General features: G+C 60.1%; 19 protein-coding genes and 1 pseudogene. 5 read left to right on the top strand and 15 right to left on the bottom strand.

Going from position 1 to position 19,721, the window contains the following annotated elements:
- Positions 1–135: 135 nt before the first annotated feature.
- Positions 136–480, bottom strand: a complete 345-nt coding sequence (locus NE852_RS07105; protein ID WP_008522482.1) for a hypothetical protein — start codon at positions 478–480, stop codon at positions 136–138.
- A gap of 442 nt (positions 481–922) precedes the next feature.
- Between NE852_RS07105 and NE852_RS07100 the strand changes: the two genes are divergently transcribed.
- The 3 genes from NE852_RS07100 (at position 923) to NE852_RS07090 (ending at position 4,498) form a co-directional block, all read left to right on the top strand.
- Positions 923–2,800, top strand: coding sequence for a bifunctional diguanylate cyclase/phosphodiesterase (locus NE852_RS07100; RefSeq protein ID WP_008522484.1), 1,878 nt, complete (start codon positions 923–925; stop codon positions 2,798–2,800).
- Positions 2,801–2,972: 172 nt separating this feature from the next.
- Entirely contained in the window at positions 2,973–3,617 is a 645-nt protein-coding gene (locus NE852_RS07095) for an HD domain-containing protein (RefSeq protein ID WP_008522486.1), read from the top strand.
- Positions 3,618–3,640: 23 nt separating this feature from the next.
- On the top strand, positions 3,641–4,498 hold the full coding sequence (locus NE852_RS07090; RefSeq protein ID WP_008522488.1) for an MOSC domain-containing protein: 858 nt from the start codon (positions 3,641–3,643) through the stop codon (positions 4,496–4,498).
- A 5-nt stretch (positions 4,499–4,503) separates the two neighbouring features.
- On the opposite strand, the gene NE852_RS07085 is transcribed toward NE852_RS07090, so the two are convergent.
- The 12 genes and pseudogenes from NE852_RS07085 to rpoZ all read right to left on the bottom strand — a co-directional run bounded on the left by NE852_RS07085 (position 4,504) and on the right by rpoZ (position 14,921).
- The gene (locus NE852_RS07085) at positions 4,504–5,499 is read right to left on the bottom strand and encodes an aldo/keto reductase (RefSeq protein ID WP_258156341.1); all 996 of its coding nucleotides are present in this window, start codon (positions 5,497–5,499) and stop codon (positions 4,504–4,506) included.
- 100 nt (positions 5,500–5,599) lie between these two features.
- Positions 5,600–6,370: a DNA repair protein RecO gene (gene recO, locus NE852_RS07080; protein ID WP_008522501.1), complete on the bottom strand. Its 771-nt coding sequence runs from the start codon at positions 6,368–6,370 to the stop codon at positions 5,600–5,602.
- 130 nt (positions 6,371–6,500) lie between these two features.
- A pseudogene (locus tag NE852_RS07075) lies at positions 6,501–6,970 on the bottom strand (hypothetical protein).
- 223 nt (positions 6,971–7,193) lie between these two features.
- Entirely contained in the window at positions 7,194–7,946 is a 753-nt protein-coding gene (locus NE852_RS07070; protein ID WP_008522507.1) for a Crp/Fnr family transcriptional regulator, read from the bottom strand.
- A 150-nt stretch (positions 7,947–8,096) separates the two neighbouring features.
- The gene (gene era / locus NE852_RS07065) at positions 8,097–9,038 is read right to left on the bottom strand and encodes a GTPase Era (protein WP_008522508.1); all 942 of its coding nucleotides are present in this window, start codon (positions 9,036–9,038) and stop codon (positions 8,097–8,099) included.
- A 7-nt stretch (positions 9,039–9,045) separates the two neighbouring features.
- Positions 9,046–9,765 carry a ribonuclease III gene (gene rnc, locus NE852_RS07060; protein WP_008522509.1) on the bottom strand — a complete coding sequence of 240 codons (720 nt, stop codon included), beginning with the start codon at positions 9,763–9,765 and terminating at the stop codon, positions 9,046–9,048.
- Positions 9,762–10,505 (bottom strand): signal peptidase I, encoded by a 744-nt coding sequence (gene lepB / locus NE852_RS07055; RefSeq protein WP_008522510.1) that lies wholly within the window; start codon positions 10,503–10,505, stop codon positions 9,762–9,764. The genes rnc and lepB overlap by 4 nt, the downstream gene beginning before the upstream one ends.
- 114 nt (positions 10,506–10,619) lie before the next feature.
- On the bottom strand, positions 10,620–11,024 hold the full coding sequence (gene acpS, locus NE852_RS07050) for a holo-ACP synthase (protein ID WP_258156338.1): 405 nt from the start codon (positions 11,022–11,024) through the stop codon (positions 10,620–10,622).
- Positions 11,025–11,061: 37 nt separating this feature from the next.
- Positions 11,062–11,652: a DUF2062 domain-containing protein gene (locus NE852_RS07045; protein WP_008522522.1), complete on the bottom strand. Its 591-nt coding sequence runs from the start codon at positions 11,650–11,652 to the stop codon at positions 11,062–11,064.
- A gap of 160 nt (positions 11,653–11,812) precedes the next feature.
- Positions 11,813–11,962 carry a DUF3563 family protein gene (locus NE852_RS07040; RefSeq protein ID WP_008522523.1) on the bottom strand — a complete coding sequence of 50 codons (150 nt, stop codon included), beginning with the start codon at positions 11,960–11,962 and terminating at the stop codon, positions 11,813–11,815.
- Between the two features lie 194 nt (positions 11,963–12,156).
- Positions 12,157–14,391 (bottom strand): bifunctional (p)ppGpp synthetase/guanosine-3',5'-bis(diphosphate) 3'-pyrophosphohydrolase, encoded by a 2,235-nt coding sequence (locus NE852_RS07035; protein WP_258156337.1) that lies wholly within the window; start codon positions 14,389–14,391, stop codon positions 12,157–12,159.
- A gap of 125 nt (positions 14,392–14,516) precedes the next feature.
- The gene (rpoZ, locus tag NE852_RS07030; RefSeq protein WP_003574261.1) at positions 14,517–14,921 is read right to left on the bottom strand and encodes a DNA-directed RNA polymerase subunit omega; all 405 of its coding nucleotides are present in this window, start codon (positions 14,919–14,921) and stop codon (positions 14,517–14,519) included.
- Between the two features lie 296 nt (positions 14,922–15,217).
- Here rpoZ and NE852_RS07025 point away from each other — a divergent pair, with 296 nt between their 5' ends.
- Complete coding sequence (locus NE852_RS07025; RefSeq protein ID WP_097589708.1) at positions 15,218–15,799, top strand: NYN domain-containing protein; 582 nt, start codon at positions 15,218–15,220, stop codon at positions 15,797–15,799.
- 117 nt (positions 15,800–15,916) lie between these two features.
- Here the strand turns inward: NE852_RS07025 and smpB are convergent, their stop codons facing one another.
- Both smpB and dapA read right to left on the bottom strand, forming a co-directional pair.
- Positions 15,917–16,396: an SsrA-binding protein SmpB gene (gene smpB, locus NE852_RS07020; RefSeq protein ID WP_008522540.1), complete on the bottom strand. Its 480-nt coding sequence runs from the start codon at positions 16,394–16,396 to the stop codon at positions 15,917–15,919.
- A gap of 95 nt (positions 16,397–16,491) precedes the next feature.
- Entirely contained in the window at positions 16,492–17,376 is an 885-nt protein-coding gene (dapA, locus tag NE852_RS07015; protein WP_008522541.1) for a 4-hydroxy-tetrahydrodipicolinate synthase, read from the bottom strand.
- Positions 17,377–17,588: 212 nt separating this feature from the next.
- Here dapA and NE852_RS07010 point away from each other — a divergent pair, with 212 nt between their 5' ends.
- Positions 17,589–19,664, top strand: coding sequence for a lytic transglycosylase domain-containing protein (locus NE852_RS07010; RefSeq protein WP_258156336.1), 2,076 nt, complete (start codon positions 17,589–17,591; stop codon positions 19,662–19,664).
- Positions 19,665–19,721: the final 57 nt, after the last annotated feature.

Here is a 19,721-nt window from a genome sequence, read left to right as displayed (position 1 = left end):
GTTCCTGACTGGAAGCGCATCGAGCCTGCGACAGCGCGCTCCGGAGCGCATAACCTCGCCGAAAATCATTCCAATATCGAACGAGAAAAGCCGGCCAAACGGCCGGCTTGCGGATCGCCCGGATCGAAACGCCGCTTAGGCGACGGCGTCGAAATCGAATTGGCCGTAGGTATTGCGGTAGAGATCGTCCGATCGATCGCCTGATGTCGGCGCGGTCTGTTGCAACGGGTAGGGAACGGCGATGCTGTTTGCCGTGCCGCCGTTACGTGTATCCATCATCAATGCAACAAGACCGCCGGAGAATTTCGGCTGCGTCGCGTCGCTGGCATTGTCGTCATCCAACAATTCCTTGATGATGCCAGGCCTCTCATCGGCAGCGCGTTCACCGCGACTGAGTACGCCGTCGCCGTTGGAATCGAGCCGCGACAGTGTTGCCAGATACGCGTATGAAGTGTTTGAAACGGATGTGGTGCGGGTCATACAAACCTCCATCCACCGCCTTTTGCCGGTGATGTTTGTACGCAATACGAAGGTGAGAAATCAGGTGTTGAATCGCTGGTTAAACTGATTTGCGCAGTGCGTCAATTAGTTGTTAACTTCCCATTAACGATGATTGACAAAGGGTAACGGAACGCGCCTCACTCAGCCTTCGGCGCGTGTCGTCCAGAGAACGCCAACCAGTATTTCAGCGATTTTACACATATAAAACAAACCTATAACGACGCGTAATCACCGCTGCGCTGCAACCGAATATTAATTCGGCCCATACAAAATGGGCTCTGCGAATTATCACCAGATAGTTCAGCCTCTTGAAAAGCAATTTCTGCATGCGTTTTGAAAGGATTTCCATGTCCGTCACGATGAGGCACGTTCATCAAAAGACACCTTCTGCCGTCGCGGCTATCCTGGAAGACGCGCCGGTATGAAGGCCCAAGCTCTCTTCTGGCAGCAATGCAACCAGGCGGTTAGCGACGACGGATCAATCGATGCCGAGCGTCTCATGGAGCTGGTGATCGCGACCTATCGCGGCTACGAAAGCGACTATGACGAAATCGAAAGAAGCTCAGAAACGCTGCTGAGGGAAAATCATGCGTTGAGAGGCAACGTCTCCGCCGTCAACCAGGCATTCGACGAGCAGAAGAAACTCTTCGAGATCGTTCTCAACAATCTGCCGCTCGGCCTCAGCGTCTTCGACGCCGACCAGCGGCTCAGCCTATCCAATACCCGCTTCCGTCAGCTCTTCGGCCTGAAACGGGAAGATGTCCTCCCAGGCGCTGCGATCGGCGATCTCATCGGGAAGATACGCGGCACGGAGAGCGTTGGTGCGAAGCCCCGCCGGCGGAGCAGGAAACCCTTCCCGACAACCACAAGAAGCGGCAGTTTCCGCCAGCGCGAATGGTTGATGGAGGACGGCCGCATCATCCAGAGCATGGTGACCATCCTTTCCGACGGCAGCAATATATCGATCCACGCCGATATTACCGAGGATCGAAAGGCGGCCGAGCGCATCACCTATCTCGCCCACCACGATCCGCTGACCGGACTTCCGAACCGCATCCATTTTCGCGAACAGGTCGATGCGGCACTCGCCGAGCGGAAGCCGGATGAGCAGATAGCACTCGTGCACCTCAATCTCGACCGGTTCAAATCGATCAACAACACGATGGGCGTTTCGGTCGGCGACAAGATCCTGCAGCAGGTTGCCGAGCGCATCCGCGCATCGGCCGGCTCGGAGAACACCCTGGCGCGGCTTGGTTCGGACGAATTTGCCATTCTACAGACGTGCAAGCAGCAGCCGTGGAACGTGACGGCGCTGGCCGACCAGATCCGCCGTGAGCTTTCCGAGCCATTCCTCCATGGTGGGAAAGAGGTGGAACTCGGCGTCTCCATGGGCATCGCAATCGCCCCGGACGATGGCAAGGAAACCGATATCCTGCTGAAGAACGCTGCCGTGGCGCTGTCGCACGCCAAGGCGGACGGGCGCAAGCGCGAACGTTTCTTCACCGGCGAGATGGAAGCGCAGATGCAACTTCGTCACGCGCTTGAGGCCGACCTCCGCGCCGCCGTCGAGAACGAGGAATTCGAGCTGCATTACCAGCCGCTCTACGACCTTTCGCTGCGGCGCATCTGCGGCTTCGAAGCCCTGATCCGCTGGAACCACCCGATTCGCGGCCGCGTGCCGCCAATGGATTTCATTCCGCTTGCGGAAGAGGTCGGCCTCATCGTCGATATCGGGCGCTGGGTTCTGCACCGCGCCTGCAACGATGCAGCGCTATGGCCGGAAAACATCAAGGTCGCCGTCAATGTTTCAGCTATCCAGTTCAGCGGCAGCGACTTGCTGCAGGACGTCAGCGAGGCGCTTGCCGCCGCCTTGCTGACGCCGTCGCGGCTCGAGCTCGAAATCACCGAGAGCGTCCTGATGGAAAATCTCGACGAGGTGCTTCCGATCCTGCATGCGCTTAAGGAGCGCGGCATCCGCATCTCGATGGACGATTTCGGGACCGGCTATTCCTCGCTGAGCTATCTTTCGAGCTTTCCCTTCGACAAGATCAAGATCGACAAATCCTTCGTCAACGACGTCGTCGACAACAAGGAGGCGCATGCGATCATGCACGCGATCATCCTGCTCGGCGACGCACTCGGCATGCGCGTCACCGTGGAGGGCGTCGAAACGGCCGCGCAGCTGGCGCTGCTCGAATGCGAGGAATGCGACGAAATCCAAGGCTACCACATCAGCCCCCCGAGACCCGCGCGTGATGTGCCCCATCTTCTCTCGCTGCCGCCGAAGGACGGTGCGTGACGGGCCTTCTCGGGATTGAAGGTACGGATCGCGCTCGATTGCGACTCGCACGGCAAGCCGCTACACAATCGGCTTCAAGTTCTGCAGGCCTTCGTTGCCGCATCTTAAGAGCCATATCCGCGTTCGGGCCGATGTTTTGTCGGTAGACCGGTTTCCAATGACAGGTGATGCAATGTTCGAGGCCGAAGCTTTCTTTCCCCATGAAACGCTCGCAGCGGCGCTGATCCCACATGCGGCCGAAGGCGACGATGGCTCGCACGACCTTGCCCATATCCTGCGCGTCTTCAGGAACGCCATGCGCATCCATGCCGGAGAAGGCGGAGACAGGCGCGTTCTCGCCGCTTCCGTGCTTCTGCACGATTGTGTCGCCGTCGAGAAGAATTCACCGTTGCGGGCACAGGCATCGGCGCTGGCGGCGGAGAAGGCATCGGCAATCCTGTTGAAACTCGGCTGGAGCAACGAGGATATCGAAGCTGCGGCCCATGCCATTACCGCGCACAGCTTCTCGGCCGGGGTGGCGCCGCGAACGCTGGAGGCGAAAATCCTGCAGGATGCGGATCGTCTCGACGCAATCGGCATGGTCGGCGCCGCACGCTGCTTCTATATCGGCGGGCGACTGGGATCGGGGCTCTATGATCCGTTCGATCCGGCAGCGAAGAACCGTCCGCTCGACGACAAGCGTTATGCCATTGACCACTTCCAGACCAAGCTGTTCAAACTGGCGGAAGGATTCCAGACTGAGACCGGCCGCAGGCTGGCGGCGGCACGCGATAAGAGCCTGCGCGAATTCCTCTCGGCCTTCATGGACGAGATCTAGGGGACGAAATTCAGGAGAATGGCATGCGTATCAGCGACCTCTTCATCTATCCTCTTAAGAGCGCCCGCGGCATTGCGCTGCCCGCCGCCGACATAGACGCCTATGGGCTTCCCGGCGACCGGCGGGCGATGATTACCGATGCGCAGGGGCATTTCATCACCCAGCGCGAATTGCCGGATCTCGCGCGCATCGATGTGCGGCCGGAGCCGGGCGCCTTCCGACTGCTGATGCATGGAAAGCCTGACATCTCGGTGCCGCCGCCACAGGCCGAAACACGTATGGACGTGACCGTGTGGAAATCGACCGTCAGCGCCGCCATTGCCGATGCAGAGAGCAATCGGCAGCTTTCGGAGTGGCTCGGCCGCGAGGTGCGGCTAGTGTTCTTCGACGGGCAGGCACGGCGGACGGCGAATGCCGAATGGGCCGGAGACGGCACGCCCGTCAGCTTTACCGACGGCTACCAGATCCTGGTCACGACGACCGGATCGCTTAAGGCTTTGAACACCGATCTCGCCGCCCACGGCGAAGGCAGCGTCGGCATGGAAAGATTCCGCCCGAACATCGTCATCGATATCGACGAGGCGTGGCCCGAGGACCGCTGGGCGGCAATCGAGATCTCCGGCATCCGCTTCGATCTCGTCAAACCCTGCTCCCGCTGCATCATGACGACGCAGGACCAATTGACCGGATCGCGGGATGTGGCAAACCCAATGCCGGCCATGGGCCGCATCCGCATGTCGGCAGACCGGCGTGTGCCCGGCCCGCTCTTCGGCTGGAACACAACGCCGCGCGGCATCGGCAGGATCTCGATCGGAGACGCGGTCCGTGTCGTCGAAGCGAGACCGGAAGGCTGGGCGCTCAAACGCCGCACCGCAGCCTGAGACCGTCAGACGCGGGCAAGCGCGGCGTCGATCTCCGCCATGGCATCGACCGACAACGGTCCTTTTTCCAGTGCGCCGGCGTTTTCCTCCACCTGAGCGACGGTGCGGAACCCGGGAATCGGAAGGGTGTGCGGCGAGCGAGCCCAGAGCCATGCAAGCGCTCCCTGGGTCAGCGTGCGGCCGCCCGACCTCAGAAGGTCGCGGACGGCGTCGAGCCTCGCGGCAAATTCCGGCGCCATGCGCCCGTCCTTGAAATAAACCATCCAGTCGAGCGCCGCGCCCCGGACATCCCTCGCGCCCACCGCCTTGTCGGCGGTGAACTTGCCGGTCAGCAGCCCCATCGCCAGCGGCCCACGATTGATGGAGATCAGATCTTCCCTCTCGATCAGCCCGATCATTTCCGGCACGGGATCGAAGACGTTCATCGTATGCTGTATCGAGACGAAGCCCTGGCGGCCGACATGACGGGCGGCGCGATCCGGATGATCTGTGCTCCAGCCGAAAGCATCGATCTTGCCTTCGGCGCGTAGCGCCTCCAGCACGTCGAAGACGGCATCCGACTGCTCCAGCGGAAAGTCGTTGATGTGGAACTGGAGGAGATCGAGGCGGTCTCGCTTGAGACGGCGAAGCGACGTTTCGACCGAGCGGCGGATGAAGGCCTCATCGGCGAAGGCGCCGATTGCCTGCTTCGTTGCCGGATCGGTGGCGAAGCCGAATTTGGTGGCGATGGCGATATCGTCACGATTGCCGATCGCCCGGCCGAGCACCTCTTCCGAATGACCGGCGCCATAGTTTGAGGCCGTGTCGAAGAAGCGGATGCCGAGCTCGATGGCGCGGTTGATCGCTTCCACCGATTCATTATCGTCGACATCGCCCCAGCCGAGCGGCGTATCGCCGGCGAAGAACGGGCCTCCGATCGCCCAGCATCCCATGCCGAGACGCGGAATTTCGCGGCCGTTCCAGAGTGTGATCGTCGTCGGTGATGCGGGCTTGGTCAGCATGAGGTCCTCCTCGATTGGCAGTCACCAAGACATAGGAAGCGCTCATCAGCGGGTAAACCGCCAAATCCGGAGGATGTTTTGCAGCCGTAAAAAACAAATGTCAGGCGGACATGCCGTTTGTGCTGGAAAGCGTCCGCGAGGCTGGATTAAGCGCCTTGAGCGCCGCCTGAACGAAGCCTTCCCGAGCTGCGGAGGCCTCAATGCCGCGCGGCTCGCAGACATGGCGATGCAGAAAGAATCCCGTCAGACGGAATGCGGCTGCAAGGCTGTCGAAATCAGCCGCATGGTTGCCTTCAGCGGCCAGGAACGGCGGCAGGAGCAGCATCTTGTCCGCCCAGGGGGCGCCGGCGCTGCGGCTGACGGCGCGGCCGGATTTCGGCGAGACATAGACGAGATCGGAACGGACGCCCGTCGCAGCGCATTCGGCAAGATCGAGACCGAAGCCCAGATCGTTTAGCACCGCAAGTTCGAAACGCACGAAAAGCTCGCCGGCATCAACCGGATTGTGCAGATGATCGAGAATGACTTCGAGCGCATCGAAGAGATGCGGATGCGGATCACGCTCCGGCAGCAGCCGCAACAGCGCGCCCATCGCCTGGACTCCGTAGACGGCCGTCGCGGTTTCCATCAGACGGGCGGCTCGCAGCGTCACCGGCTCGATGCGGAATTCCCCGAGATGTTCGTCCAGCCGGGCACGCCAGATGACCTCAACCGCATTACCCGGCTGCAACACCGGCTGCATGGCGCGCGAGCGGCCGGAACGCACCATGCCGAGATGGCGGCCGCGATCGCGCGTCATCACCTCGGCGATGACACTCGTCTCGCCGTGGCGCTTGACGCCCAGAATGATCGCATGATCCTGCCATTGCATCGAAAGAAGTCCCTACTGATGACGAATCCATCCTAATGCAAGGGCTGCCTTATGTCATGAAACCCTTCTGGCAGCGGTGCGCGCCGTCAGGCTGCGGCCGTGGCCGCGTCAGGCTGCGGCCGTGGCCGCGTCAGGCTGCGGCCGGGAAAAGTCTCTGCAGGAATTCTCCCATCGCCTTTTCGTCGAAAGGCTTCACCAGAAGCGGTATGTGCTGCAGGTCGGACGGGAAATCGCGGGGATCTGAATAGCCGCTGACGAAACCGAAAGGGATGCCGACATCGAGAAGATGGCGGGCAAATCCGAAGCTCATGCCTTCGCCGAGATTGACGTCGAGGAGAGCGAAATCATAGGTCTCCGCAGCGATTGCGGCTCTGGCCTGCTCAAGACTGCCGACGATATCGATGCTCTCAACACCGGCCAGGCGCAGAATATCTTCCGCCTCCATCGCGATGATCAGACTGTCTTCCAGAACCAGAACACGGAGCGCGCTCATGATTCCAAGCCTTTCGACGGGCGCTTGCAGCAGTGCCCCGGCCGTATCGCCAACATCATTACCCTCTGGTATCCGCATGGCCTGTATCCGGTGAATTCCGCCACCATTTCTTGAGTAGAACATTTTTCCGCCCGGTCGATAAGAATCAGGATCGGAGGAAAGACGACAGCCGACCTTATTTTCCCCGCCGATATTGCGCATTTAAAAAAGACATAACGAAACGGGCCGGCTAAGGCGTCGCGATCGCTCGGATCGCTTTCCGCACTGTAAGTCTCTGGTTTTCTGCGTGTTTCGATCGTAAGGCCCCCCACATAATTTGGGCGACATGCGCTAGATGAATGGGCGTTTGCCTTCTCCAAGCCCTTCCCAGCCGGCAATCGCCATCAATTCCTCGCCATTCAGCACCTCGCACCCTCGCTCCTGCCAGCGGATCAACCCGCGTTCGCCAAGTTTCTTCAAGGTCTTGTTGGTGTGGACGATGGAAAGACCGAGGGTGTCGGCAATATGCTGCTGGGTAATGGGGATGAATTTGCGGCCATTGAAGAGATTAAGCTGCCGGCCGCGTTCGAAGAGGAAGGCAATCAGATAGGCCGCTCTTTCCAGCGCCGTGCGACGGCCGATGCTCAGGAGATGCTCGTCCAGCATTCGCTCCTCGCGCGCGGCGATCCAGGTAATGTCGAAGGCGAGCGAGGGGTGCTTGTTATAAAGCGTCATCAGCCTGTCGCGCTCGAAGACGCAGAGCGAAACAGGTGAAAGCGCTTCGACGGAATGCTGCATCTCGCCGGCGATCGTTCCCTGCAGGCCGATCAGATCACCCGGCATGATATAGTTGAGGATCTGGCGGCGCCCGTCCTCCAGCATCTTGTAGCGAAAGCCCCAGCCGGCGAGCACCGTGAAAAGATGAGCGCTGTGCGCACCCTCGACGAGGATGGTGGAGCCGGCATCGACGGCAAGCTCGCCCCGCTTGAACCGGGCGACGAATTCCAGCTCCTCACGGCTGAATTCCCTGAAATGCGGCAGCGGCCGCAAGGGACATTGCTCGCAAGGCGTCTTGAAAGAATGGATGGGTTTCGACGTTGTCATACCTGCCCTGCGGTCGCGCAAACCGGTGGCCCATCATTGGGCGCACCGTCGAGCAAGCAATGCGCAAAGGCTGGATTCGTTCCGCAACGGGGCGGGTTTTTTCCAAGGAAACAAGGGGCTGGCGTCCGCCCGATGAAATCCTTGCCGTGGCTATTTCGGGAAATCGAGACCCATTTCACGGAACCGTTCGGGATCGTCGCCCCAATTCTCGCGAACCTTGACGAACAGGAAGAGATGGACCGGCTGCTCGAGAATCTCGGACAATTCCTTGCGGGAGGCAGTCGAGATCGCCTTGATGGTTTCGCCGCCCTTGCCGAGGGCAATCTTCTTCTGGCTGTCGCGCTCGACATAGATCACCTGCTCGATGCGCACCGAGCCGTCCTTGCGCTCTTCCCACTTCTCCGTTTCGACATGCGATGAGTAGGGAAGCTCCTGGTGCAGACGCAGAAACAGCTTTTCGCGGGTGATCTCGGCGGCAAGCTGGCGCATCGGCAGATCGGAAATCTGGTCTTCCGGATAGTACCAGGGACCTTCGGGAAGTGTGTTCGCCAGATAGTCCATAACGTCGTCGCAGCCGGAGCCATTTTCGGCTGATATCATGAAGGTGCGATCGAAGGCGATCTTCTCATTGGCAGCGGCAGCCAGCGCCAGCAGATCCTCGCGATTGACGCGGTCGATCTTGTTGAGCACCAGGATTTTGGGCTGCTGGACCTCCTTGAGGCCTTCGAGGATGGCTTCGGCATCGCCACGCAGGCCGCGCTCGCTGTCGATCAGGAGCATGATCAGATCGGCATCCTTGGCGCCGCCCCAGGCCGACGTCACCATGGCGCGGTCGAGCCGGCGGCGCGGCTTGAAGATGCCGGGCGTATCCATGAAGACGATCTGGGCGTTGTCGTGAATCGCGATGCCGCGGACGATCGCGCGCGTCGTCTGCACCTTGTGGCTGACGATCGAGACCTTGGCGCCGACGAGGCGATTCACCAGCGTCGACTTGCCGGCATTGGTCGGCCCGATCAGCGCGACAAAGCCCGAATGCGTCGGGCCACTGGTTTCGGCGGCGGCTTCTGCCGCAATATCTTCTTCTTGTGTCATCGTTCCGTCAGTTTCCGGCAGGCGATTGCTGCCAAATGCCTTCGCGCTCAAGCATCTTCGTCGCCGCGACCTGTTCGGCGGCACGCTTCGACCGCTCTACGCCGGTTTCCGGCTTTACGCCAGCAACCTCCACCGTCACCTTGAAGCGCGGATCATGATCCGGCCCGCTGCGTTCATCAACCCGGTAGACGGGGGTGACGCCGAATTTTGCGTGCGACCATTCCTGCAATTCGGTCTTGGCATCGCGCTTGGCGCCATCGGCCCGTACCGCCCTGCCCTGCCAGTAGCGCAGGATGAAGCGGCGGGCGACTTCGAGGCCGCCATCGAGATAAATCGCGGCGATCAGGCTTTCGACGACGTCGGCGCGCACGTTCATCATGCGCTTGCCGGTCAATTTCTTCACGTCGGCGCCGGTGCGGATATAGAGGTGGAGATTGAGTTCGTCGGCGACGGCGGCACAGGTTTCGGCGCTGACGAGCTGGTTGAGGCGAACCGAGAGCTCACCTTCCCCCGCCGTGCCGAACGTGCGGAACAGAAGCTCGGCGATGCAGAGCCCGAGGACCCTGTCGCCAAGGAATTCCAGCCGTTCGTAATTGCCGCCCTTTTCCGTGCGGGCGCTGGCATGCGTCAGGGCACGATCCAGGCGTTCCTTCTCGGCGAAGTCGTGACCGATCAGGGCTTCGAGCTTTGCGCGGTCGGCCGCAGAAAGCGTCTGCGCCTTACTCATTCAACAACCTTGAAGAGGCGATCCCAGCGCATGTTCGTCGGCCACTTCCAGATTTCGCGGAAGGAAGTGTCGTTGCCGAGCGAAAAGAAGATGACGCTGGCGCGGCCGACAAGGTTTTCCGCTGGCACGAAGCCGACGTCGAAGCGGCTGTCGAGCGAGTTGTCGCGGTTGTCGCCCATCATGAAATAATGGCCTTCCGGCACGATGAACTCGCGGGTGTTGTCACCGCGCGACACCGGGGACTGGTCGAGCGTGTCGTAGGTCTTGCCGTTATCCAGCGTTTCGCGGAAAACCGGCACATCCGCACCCGGATCAAGCTTGTAGTCCGAGGTGAAGCTGCCGTCCGCGACCTTGGGAACCGGCTTGCCATTCACGTAGAGAACGCCGTCGGTGACCTGGATATGATCACCCGGCAGGCCGATGCAGCGCTTGATGTAATCGACTTCGGGATTGGGCGGAAAGCGGAAGACGACGATATCGCCGCGCTTCGGATCGGAGCCGAACAGACGGCCGCTGAAGATGTCGGGCGAGAAGGGCAGCGAATATTTCGAATAGCCGTAAGCGAACTTATTGACGAAAATGTAGTCGCCGACGAGCAGCGTCGGCATCATCGAACCGGATGGGATCGTAAAGGGCTGGAACAGCACAGTTCGGATCACCATCGCCAAAATCAGCGCCTGAATGATGACCTTGATATTTTCCCAGAGGGCGTTCGGCTTGGTTTCGACTTTTTCGGACACGCAGTCTTATTCCTTCAAGACGCCACGCAGGCGCAATTTTTTCTGTCGTTCTCTCTAGCGGCTTCGGTCGATTGCGGCAATGGCGACAACGTCAAAAGCGACGAGAGGTCGCGATCAAGGGCTTTGGGGCAACGCCTCGATAATAACGAAGGCCTGCGCCAAGGGATAATCATCCGTTATTGTCAAATGAATGGCGGGCCTATGGCCCGCGGGCAGCATCGATTCCAGCACGACAGCGGCAGCACCCGACAAAACCATGGTCGGCTTGCCGCTCGGCAGGTTCACCACACCCATGTCCTTCCAGAAGATGCCTTGCGCTATGCCGGTGCCGAGCGCCTTGGAGCAGGCCTCCTTGGCAGCGAAACGCTTGGCATAGGATGCGGCGCGGTTTGCACGCCGGTCGGAACGCGCGCGCTCGATCTCAGTGAAGCAGCGATGGGTGAAGCGCTCGCCGAAGCGCTCGATGGACTTCTCGACACGGCGAATGTCGATCAGATCGCTGCCAATGCCGATGATCATGCCGGAACCTTCCGTCGCTTACAAATCTGCATCGGCTTCATACGCTCGGCATGTCGCCGGCCGGATCGGCAAGGCGCAGGCGCGCCTTTTCCATCAGCCGTATGCGGCGGCGCGTCTGAAAACCCCTCACCGTGTAGAATGTCAGCGCATAGAGCGCAACGGCGGTGACGATCCCCGGCGGGATGGCGCCGAGCAGCATCGGCTCCAGCACCGGCTTCCACAGCTCCATGAAGTTCAGCTTATGGAACAGGGCGGCAAGATCCACCGCCTGACCGGCCAGATGGTCTTCGCGGCTCAACAACAGATGGCCGATCTCCCAGGTGATGCCCCAGATGAAGGGATAGGTCAGCGGATTGCCGAAGGCCGCGCAGCCGAGGGCGGCGGCAACCATATTGCCGGAGAGGAAATAGGTGATGACGAAAGCCATGATGAAATGAACGCCGATAAAGGGCGTCCACGAGACGAAGACACCCGCGGCGACGCCGGCCGCAACAGCATGCGGCGAGGCGCTCAGGCGCAGGACGCGCATTGTCAGATAACGGATCGGGCGAAGGAAACCTTTACGGGGCCATAGCAGCTCCCGCATCTTTTCCTTAAATCCCGCAGGCTTGCGACGGCGAAACAACATGGCCGGTATTTAGTGTAGCGCATACGGCCATGACAAGAGCGGCAAATGCTACCGTTTGAAAAACAAGCCGCTGGTCCTCTCTCTATCGAGGAGTCTCTTCACGTCGAGGGGCGTCCGTTATGCATAACGTCCCTCACTCACTTCAAGTATAAGCGCAGTATCAGCGATTGCGGAACAGACCGCGGTCGACCTGGCGCTGACGAAACTCGAGATCAATACGATCGAACGAGCCATTGAGATAGGCCATTTCACGTTCCTGGGTGCTCGGAGCACGAAAGGCGCGGGCGATTTTCCTGATAGGGTCAAACATTATCTTGTCTCATCTTCTGTTTGCGTTTCGATGACCAGAAGATAGTCCCGACAAGGGTTAATTACCACCGCCGCAACATGGAGACAGCCATGCGCTATGCGCATTGCTTGCCGTTTTGATGCGCCATTGCAGCCATCAAACGATCACAAAATGTGCAATTTTTCGATCGCACCCGCGAAAGATTTAACAGAAGTTTAATCGTAGAGCCGCCGGACAGTGGCAATGCAGTCCAGTTCTTTCATTTGGGCGAGCAGCTGATTGAGCTGGCGCAGATCCCAGACCTCGACCTCAAGCATCATCTCGGTGAAATCGGCGGCCACCCGCACCGTGTTCAGCAAGCGGATATTGACGTCGAGGCCGGCTACCGTCTGGGCCACCTTGGCCAGTGTACCGGGCTCATTCAGCGCGTTCACCAAGATGCGGGCCATGAAGCGCGACTTGTTGGCTTCGTCGAGATCCCAGCGGACGTCGATCCAACGGTCGGGTTGATCGTCGAAACGCTGCAGGCTCGGCGACTGGATCGGATAGATGGTGATGCCGTTGCCCTGATCCATGATCCCGACGATGCGATCGCCGGGCACGGCGCCAGTCGTCGCGAACTTGACGTCGACATTGCCGGACAGGCCGCGGATCGGGCCGATTGCAGCATCGGCGTCGAGATCCGGGTGGCTGCCGTCGTGCCCGGCCTTGGCCTTGCCGGGAATCTTGAAGATCATGCCGGCAGCACTTCGGACGTTGAACCAGCCATCGTCGCCGGAGGGCTTCACGGTGACGCGCTCATCCTGGTGATCGGGATAAACAGCGCGCAGCACGTCGAGCGAGGACATCTCGCCGCGGCCAACGGCGGCGATCGCATCCTCCACATCCTTCTGGCCGAGACGATGCAGCGCCGGCTTCATGGCTTCGCGCGAAAAGATCTTGCCGGCCCTGTCGAAGGTGCGCTCCAGAATGCGATGGCCGAGGCCCGCATACTGCTTGCGGATCGCCATGCGGGTGGCGCGGCGGATGGCGGCGCGGGCCTTGCCCGTTACAACGATCTCCTCCCAGGCAGCAGGCGGAACCTGCACGCCGGAACGGATGATCTCGACCTCATCGCCGTTTGCAAGCCGCGTTACCAGCGGCATGATGCGGCCGTTGATCTTGGCGCCGACCGTGGTGTCGCCGATATTGGTATGCACCGCATAAGCGAAATCGATCGGCGTGGCGCCGCGCGGCAGGGCGATCAGCTTGCCCTTCGGCGTGAAGCAGAAGACCTGGTCCTGGAAGAGCTCAAGCTTTGTGTGCTCGAGGAATTCTTCCGGACTATCGCCCTCGGCGAGCGCCTCGATCGTATGGCGCAGCCAGGAATAGGCATTGGATTCGCGAGAAAGGATGTCGCCATCGGCATTGGTGGCGCCGTCCTTGTAGAGCGCGTGGGCGGCGATGCCGAATTCGGCGATTTCGTGCATGCGCTTGGTGCGGATCTGCAGTTCGATGCGCTGACTGGAGGGACCGACGATCGTGGTGTGCAGCGAACGGTAGTCGTTCTGCTTCGGCGTCGAGATATAGTCCTTGAAGCGGCCCGGCACGACCCGCCAGCGCGTGTGGACGATGCCGAGCGCGCGATAACATGAGGGGATGTCCTCGACGATCAGACGGAAGCCGTAGACATCGGAAAGCTGCTCGAAGGAAAGCGATTTCGACTGCATCTTGCGAAAGACCGAATAGGGCTTCTTCTGCCGGCCTTTGACATAGGCGCTCGTCACGCCACTCGCGACCAGCAGATCCCGCAGTTCGGCCTCGATCTTCTTGACGATGCCCTCGTTGCGCTTCGAAAGCTCTTCCAGCCGCTTGGTGACGGTCTCGTAGGCTTCGGGGTTCATATGGCGGAAGGAGAGTTCCTCCAACTCCTCGCGCATATCCTGCATGCCCATGCGGCCGGCAAGCGGCGCATAGATTTCCATCGTCTCCTCGGAAATGCGGGCGCGTTTGTCGGCCGACATGTGATCGAGGGTGCGCATATTGTGCAAGCGGTCGGCAAGCTTGACGAGCAGGACGCGGACATCGTCCGATATGGCGAGCAGCAGCTTGCGCAGGTTTTCCGCCTGCTTGGCCTTTTTGGTGACGAGATCGAGTTTCTTGATCTTCGTCAGACCCTCCACGAGGCGGCCGATATCCTCGCCGAAGAGTTCATCGATCTCGGCACGCGTTGCCGTCGTATCCTCGATCGTATCGTGCAGGAGGGCAACTGCGATCGTCGATTCATCGAGATGCATGTCGGTGAGGATGGCGGCGACTTCGAGCGGATGCGAAATATAGGGATCGCCGCTCGCGCGCTTTTGCTGGCCATGCTTCTGCATGGCGTAGACGTAAGCTTTGTTCAGCAGTGCTTCATTGGCATCGGGCTTGTATTGCTGAACCCGCTCCACGAGCTCGTACTGCCGCATCATTCCAAAGCCACTCCGATAAAAATAAAAGCGCGCCAATCAACGATTGGCGCACACATGGGCAATAATATGCCTAAGCAATAAAGGCGCAAGATTGACGATTGGTAATCGTCGTCCCTTTTATGCGCTTAGTAGTCGTCGCTCTTTTCCGGCGGCACCAGGCCTTCGATGCCGGCAAGCAGCTCTTCTTCCGACATCTGGTCGAAAGTGATCGTTTCCGGCAGGTCGTCCTGCTCCTCGCTGTCGGCCGCGGCAACGCCACCGGCGGCGATCATGCTTGCCGGATCGGGCTCGGGCTCGTCGACTTCGACATGCTTCTGCAGCGAATGGATCAGGTCTTCCTTGAGGTCATCGGGCGAAAGCGTCTCGTCAGCAATCTCGCGCAGAGCCACAACAGGATTCTTGTCGTTGTCGCGATCGATGGTGATCGAGGCACCCTGGGAAATTAGCCGGGCGCGGTGGCTGGCGAGCAGAACCAGCTCGAAGCGGTTCTCCACCTTGTCAATGCAATCTTCAACTGTGACACGGGCCATTGCCTGTCCTTTGCGGTCGTCATTTCGGGATTAGCACGCCCGATACAATTAAAACCGGGCAAATACAAGTTTTTCGTTCTGGTTACCCTCGTCTTTGTCCCCGCCTGGCCTAAATTTCCATGGAGAACGTCACAATTCTACCGATGGTTGCTTGGAATATGCCGAATCGTGCCCTAAATCTTTCATATATGAATAATTCATAAAGTAAGGATCGGATCGAAATTACGGCACAAGCCATTGTTTTTATTAAGTTCTGTGTCTGCGGATTTCGATTGCTCTCATTGGATTGGTAAGCGATGTTTGACCCACGCGAAAAAATTGCACTCTTCATTGACGGCGCCAACCTCTACGCTGCATCCAAGAGCCTCGGCTTCGATATAGATTACCGCAAGCTTTTGAAAGCATTTCAGAAACGCGGCTATCTGCTGCGCGCTTACTATTACACCGCTCTGATCGAGGATCAGGAATATTCGTCGATCCGACCCCTGATCGATTGGCTTGACTATAACGGCTATAAGGTCGTCACCAAGCCTGCCAAGGAATTCACGGACTCGATGGGACGCCGCAAAATCAAGGGCAACATGGATATCGAGCTTGCGATCGACGCCATGGAACAGTCCGAAACGGTCGACCATCTCGTCATCTTTTCGGGCGACGGCGATTTCACGAACCTCGTCGAGGCGCTGCAGCGCAGAGGCCGCAAGGTCTCGGTGATCTCGACCATGGCGACCCAACCGCCGATGATCGCCGACGACCTGCGCCGTCAGGCCGACCATTTCATCGATCTCTTGTCTCTGAAAGCCGAAATCGGCCGCGACCCTTCGGAAAGGACACCGCGCCCGGCCGAAGTCGCCCCCGCGAGCGATTTCGAAGACTAAGCCGATTTCACACTTGAAGCCGCGTGAAGCCTCCGTACTCGTCAGAGCGCGGAGGCTTTTTCGTTTCAGGGTGAGCGAGCAAGACATATGGCGTGACGGCAATCGCCACAGATACGCTCAACCATTGTCCTTCAGCAGGCGGCTCTTCTGCCGATTCCAATCGCGTTCCTTCTCGGATTCGCGCTTATCGTGGAGCTTTTTGCCCTTGGCGAGCGCCAGTTCCATCTTCGCTCGGCCCCGATCGTTAAAATAGATCTTCAGCGGGACGAGCGTCATGCCTTCGCGGTTGACGGCAGAACGCAGGCGATGGATTTCACGCCCCGACAGCAGCAGCTTCCGGCGCCGGCGCGGTTCGTGGTTGAAGCGGTTCGCCTGCAGATATTCCGGCAGATAGGAATTGATCAGCCAGATCTCGCCGTCTTCATCCGAGGCGTAGGATTCGGCGATATTGGCCTTGCCCTCGCGCAGCGACTTGACCTCGGTGCCCTTCAGCACGAGACCTGCCTCGTAGGTATCGATGATCTCGTAGTTGAAACGGGCCTTGCGGTTTTCGGCCACGATCTTGTTCACCACGCGCTGGCTGCCTTTGGGGGCCATGACGATATTCCATTGCTTAGGGCGCGAGGAGCGCGCCCCATTTCTTAGCCTCTATGTAAGGGAACGACCCGGCCTTGTGAAGACGGCCGGTCTCTTCAGTTCAGCAGGCCGGAGTGGCGCAGCGCTGCGTCAATCGCCGATTCCGTTGCCGGCTCCAGCGTCGAAAGCAGCGGCGAGCGGACGTTGCGGCTCATGCGGCCGAGCTTGGAAAGGCCATATTTGGCGCCGCAAAGTCCCGGCTCCATGAAGATCGCCTTGTGCAGCGGCATCAGGCGGTCCTGATAGTCCAGCGCGCGGGCATAATCGCCGGCCAGCGTCGCCGCCTGGAAATCAGCGCAGAGGCGCGGGGCGACATTGGCCGTAACCGAAATGCAGCCGACGCCGCCATGGGCGTTAAAGCCGAGCGCCGTCGCATCCTCGCCGGACAATTGCCGGAAATCCTTGCCGCAAGTGATGCGCTGTTCGGAGACGCGCTCGATCTTGCCCGTCGCATCCTTGACGCCGACGATGTTCTTGTGCGCCTTGGCGAGCGCACCCATGGTTTCCGGCGTCATGTCGACCACCGAGCGTCCGGGGATGTTGTAGATATAAATCGGCAGATCGACGGCTTCGGCAATCGCCGAAAAATGCGCGATCAGGCCCTTCTGCGTCGGCTTGTTGTAATAGGGAGTGACAACAAGCACGGCGTTTGCGCCGACCTTTTCGGCATGCTGGGCAAGCTCGATCGCCTCGCGGGTGTTGTTCGAACCGGCGCCGGCCATGACGGGAACGCGTTTGGCGGCGACTTCGATGCAGAGTTCCACGACCCGCTTGTGCTCGGGATGCGAGAGCGTCGGGGATTCGCCTGTCGTGCCGACTGGAACGAGACCGCTGCTGCCTTCCTTGATCTGCCAGGCGACATGCGCGGCGAAGCTGTCTTCATCGAACAGCCCGGCATCGGTGAAGGGAGTGACGAGGGCGGGAATGGACCCATTGAACATGCAAAGCTCCTCACGACCAAATCCTTGCTTCGGCCGCATTCCATGAATATTTTGCGCACCATAGAGCGCCGAAATCATCACGACAAGCGCGCTGAGTTCGGTTTAGGGCAAATTCCGATAGCAGATGTGAATGAAATTTACCTGCATTGGTAAGGTTTCGTTAAGATGCCTCTAGCCAAATGGCAGGGCGTGTTTTCGTTGCGAGATCCCGGATGAAAAAAGCTGTCCTGATTCTGTCCGCCTTCGGCCTCGTTGCCGCTGCGTGGGGCAGCGTTGCGTCGCCGCTTCCCGGCGAAAGCACTGCCGCGCCTGATGTCAGGCCGCTTGGCTTCATTCCCGAGACAGCCATGCCGGAATCGATCACAACCGGCGCTATTCCACGCAGCCCGGCTATCGCTCCTGTCAACAGCGACCTGAAAGCCGGCCTCGATGCGCTGTCCGACAAGAACCCGCAGCTGGCGGTTTCGATCCGCGACAGCATGCGCGACGATGCGCTCGACCGCCATATCCTCACCTGGGCGATCGCCGTCTCCGGGTTGAAGGGCGTTCCTTCCTATGAAATCGCCAGCGCTTCGCAGGAGCTGAAGGGCTGGCCGGGTCTTTCTCGGCTGCGAGCCTATTCCGAACGTGCCCTCTATGATGAAAACCCCGCTCCATCCGCCGTGCTCGCCGCTTTCGGTGACACGGCACCCGAGACGGTACAGGGCGCCGTCATCCTCGGCCGAGCGCTGGTTGCAACAGGCAGCCAAGCGCAGGCAGCCAAATATATCCGCAAGATCTGGCGCGCAGAAGCTCTCGACAAGCCGATGGAGGACAAGATCCTCCTCGAGTTTTCCGCTCTGTTGACGCCTGCCGATCACAAGGCGCGGATGGACTATCTGATGTATCGCGGCCGGGTGGCGCAGGCCAAGCGCTTCGGCGACATGGGTCAGGCGCAGTCGCTCTATAAGGCCTGGGCTGCCGTCGATGCCAAGGCCGGCAATGCCGGGGTGCTGCTCAATTCAATCGACGCGAAATGGCGCGGCGATGCAGGCCTCCTGTTTGCGCGAATCGAGTATCTGCGCAAACAGGACAAATATGTTGAGGCAGCGGCGCTTCTGGAGCAGATGCCACGCGAGCGCAGCGAACTCGTCAATTCCGGTGAATGGTGGAACGAACAGCGCATCGTCAGCCGCGGTCTCGTCGACCAGGGGCAATTCAAGCCCGCCTATCGCATCGTCGCGAACTACGCCGCAACGAGCCCGACGGACATCGTCGAAGCGGAGTTCCACGCCGGGTGGTATGCGCTTCGCGGCCTGCAGGACGCGGAAACGGCGGAAAAGCATTTCCGCAAGATCCTCGAGACGTCCAACGGGCCGATCTCGGTTTCCCGCGCCTGGTATTGGCTGGGGCGGGCTGCGGAGGCCGGCGGCCCCGGCAAATCAAGCGAATTCTATGCGAAGGCCGCGAATTTTCCCGGCACGTTCTACGGACAACTCGCGGCCGAAAAACTGGGGCGAAAGACCTTGAATGTCGCCTATCCCTCGCCAAGCGCGGCCGACCGGCAACGCCTACAGGCCCGCGAAGCCGTACAGGCGATTGCACGCCTGGAGGCTGCCGGCCATGGATGGCGGGCCGACACGCTCTATCTCGCGCTCGCCGACCAACTGCAAAGCCCCGGTGAACTGGCAATCCTTGCGACACAGGCCGAACAATCGGGTAATCATCATCTCTCCCTGCAGATCGGCAAGGTCGCCTATGGGCGCGGCATCGATGTGGCCGCACTCGCCTTCCCCGTCGGCGTGATTCCTGCGAACGCCAATATTTCCGGCTCCGGCAAGGCGCTTGCCTATGCCATCGCCCGGCAGGAGAGCGCCTTCAACCCAGCGGCCGTGTCGGCAGCGAATGCGCGCGGCTTGCTGCAGCTTCTGCCGGGAACGGCGCAGGCGGTGGCCAAGCGCCACAACATCGCCTATTCGAAGGACAAGCTGACCGCCGATGCCGGCTATAACGCGACACTCGGCGCGCATTATCTCGGAGAGCAGATCGAAGCCTTCGGCGGCTCCTATATCCTCACCTTCATCGCCTACAATGCCGGGCCGAAGCGGGTGCCGGAATGGATCGGCCGCTACGGGGATCCGCGCGGCAAGCCGGTCGACGAAATCGTCGACTGGATCGAGCGTATCCCCTTCCCCGAGACGCGCAATTACGTGCAGCGGGTGATGGAGAATTACGAGGTCTACAAGGCCCGCCTGGGTCAGCCGACCGATATCGAGCGCGATCTCATTGGCGGACGCAGCGCCTCCTGAACCCGTTTGGCGCGGCTCGAAAAGCACGCTACATCTTCGAGACCCAACAGATCTCGA

The sequence above is a fragment of the Rhizobium sp. Pop5 genome, assembly GCF_024721175.1.
Taxonomy (GTDB): domain Bacteria; phylum Pseudomonadota; class Alphaproteobacteria; order Rhizobiales; family Rhizobiaceae; genus Rhizobium.
Note: the sequence above shows the minus strand (reverse complement) of the source record. Positions and strands in the feature narration are given on the sequence as shown.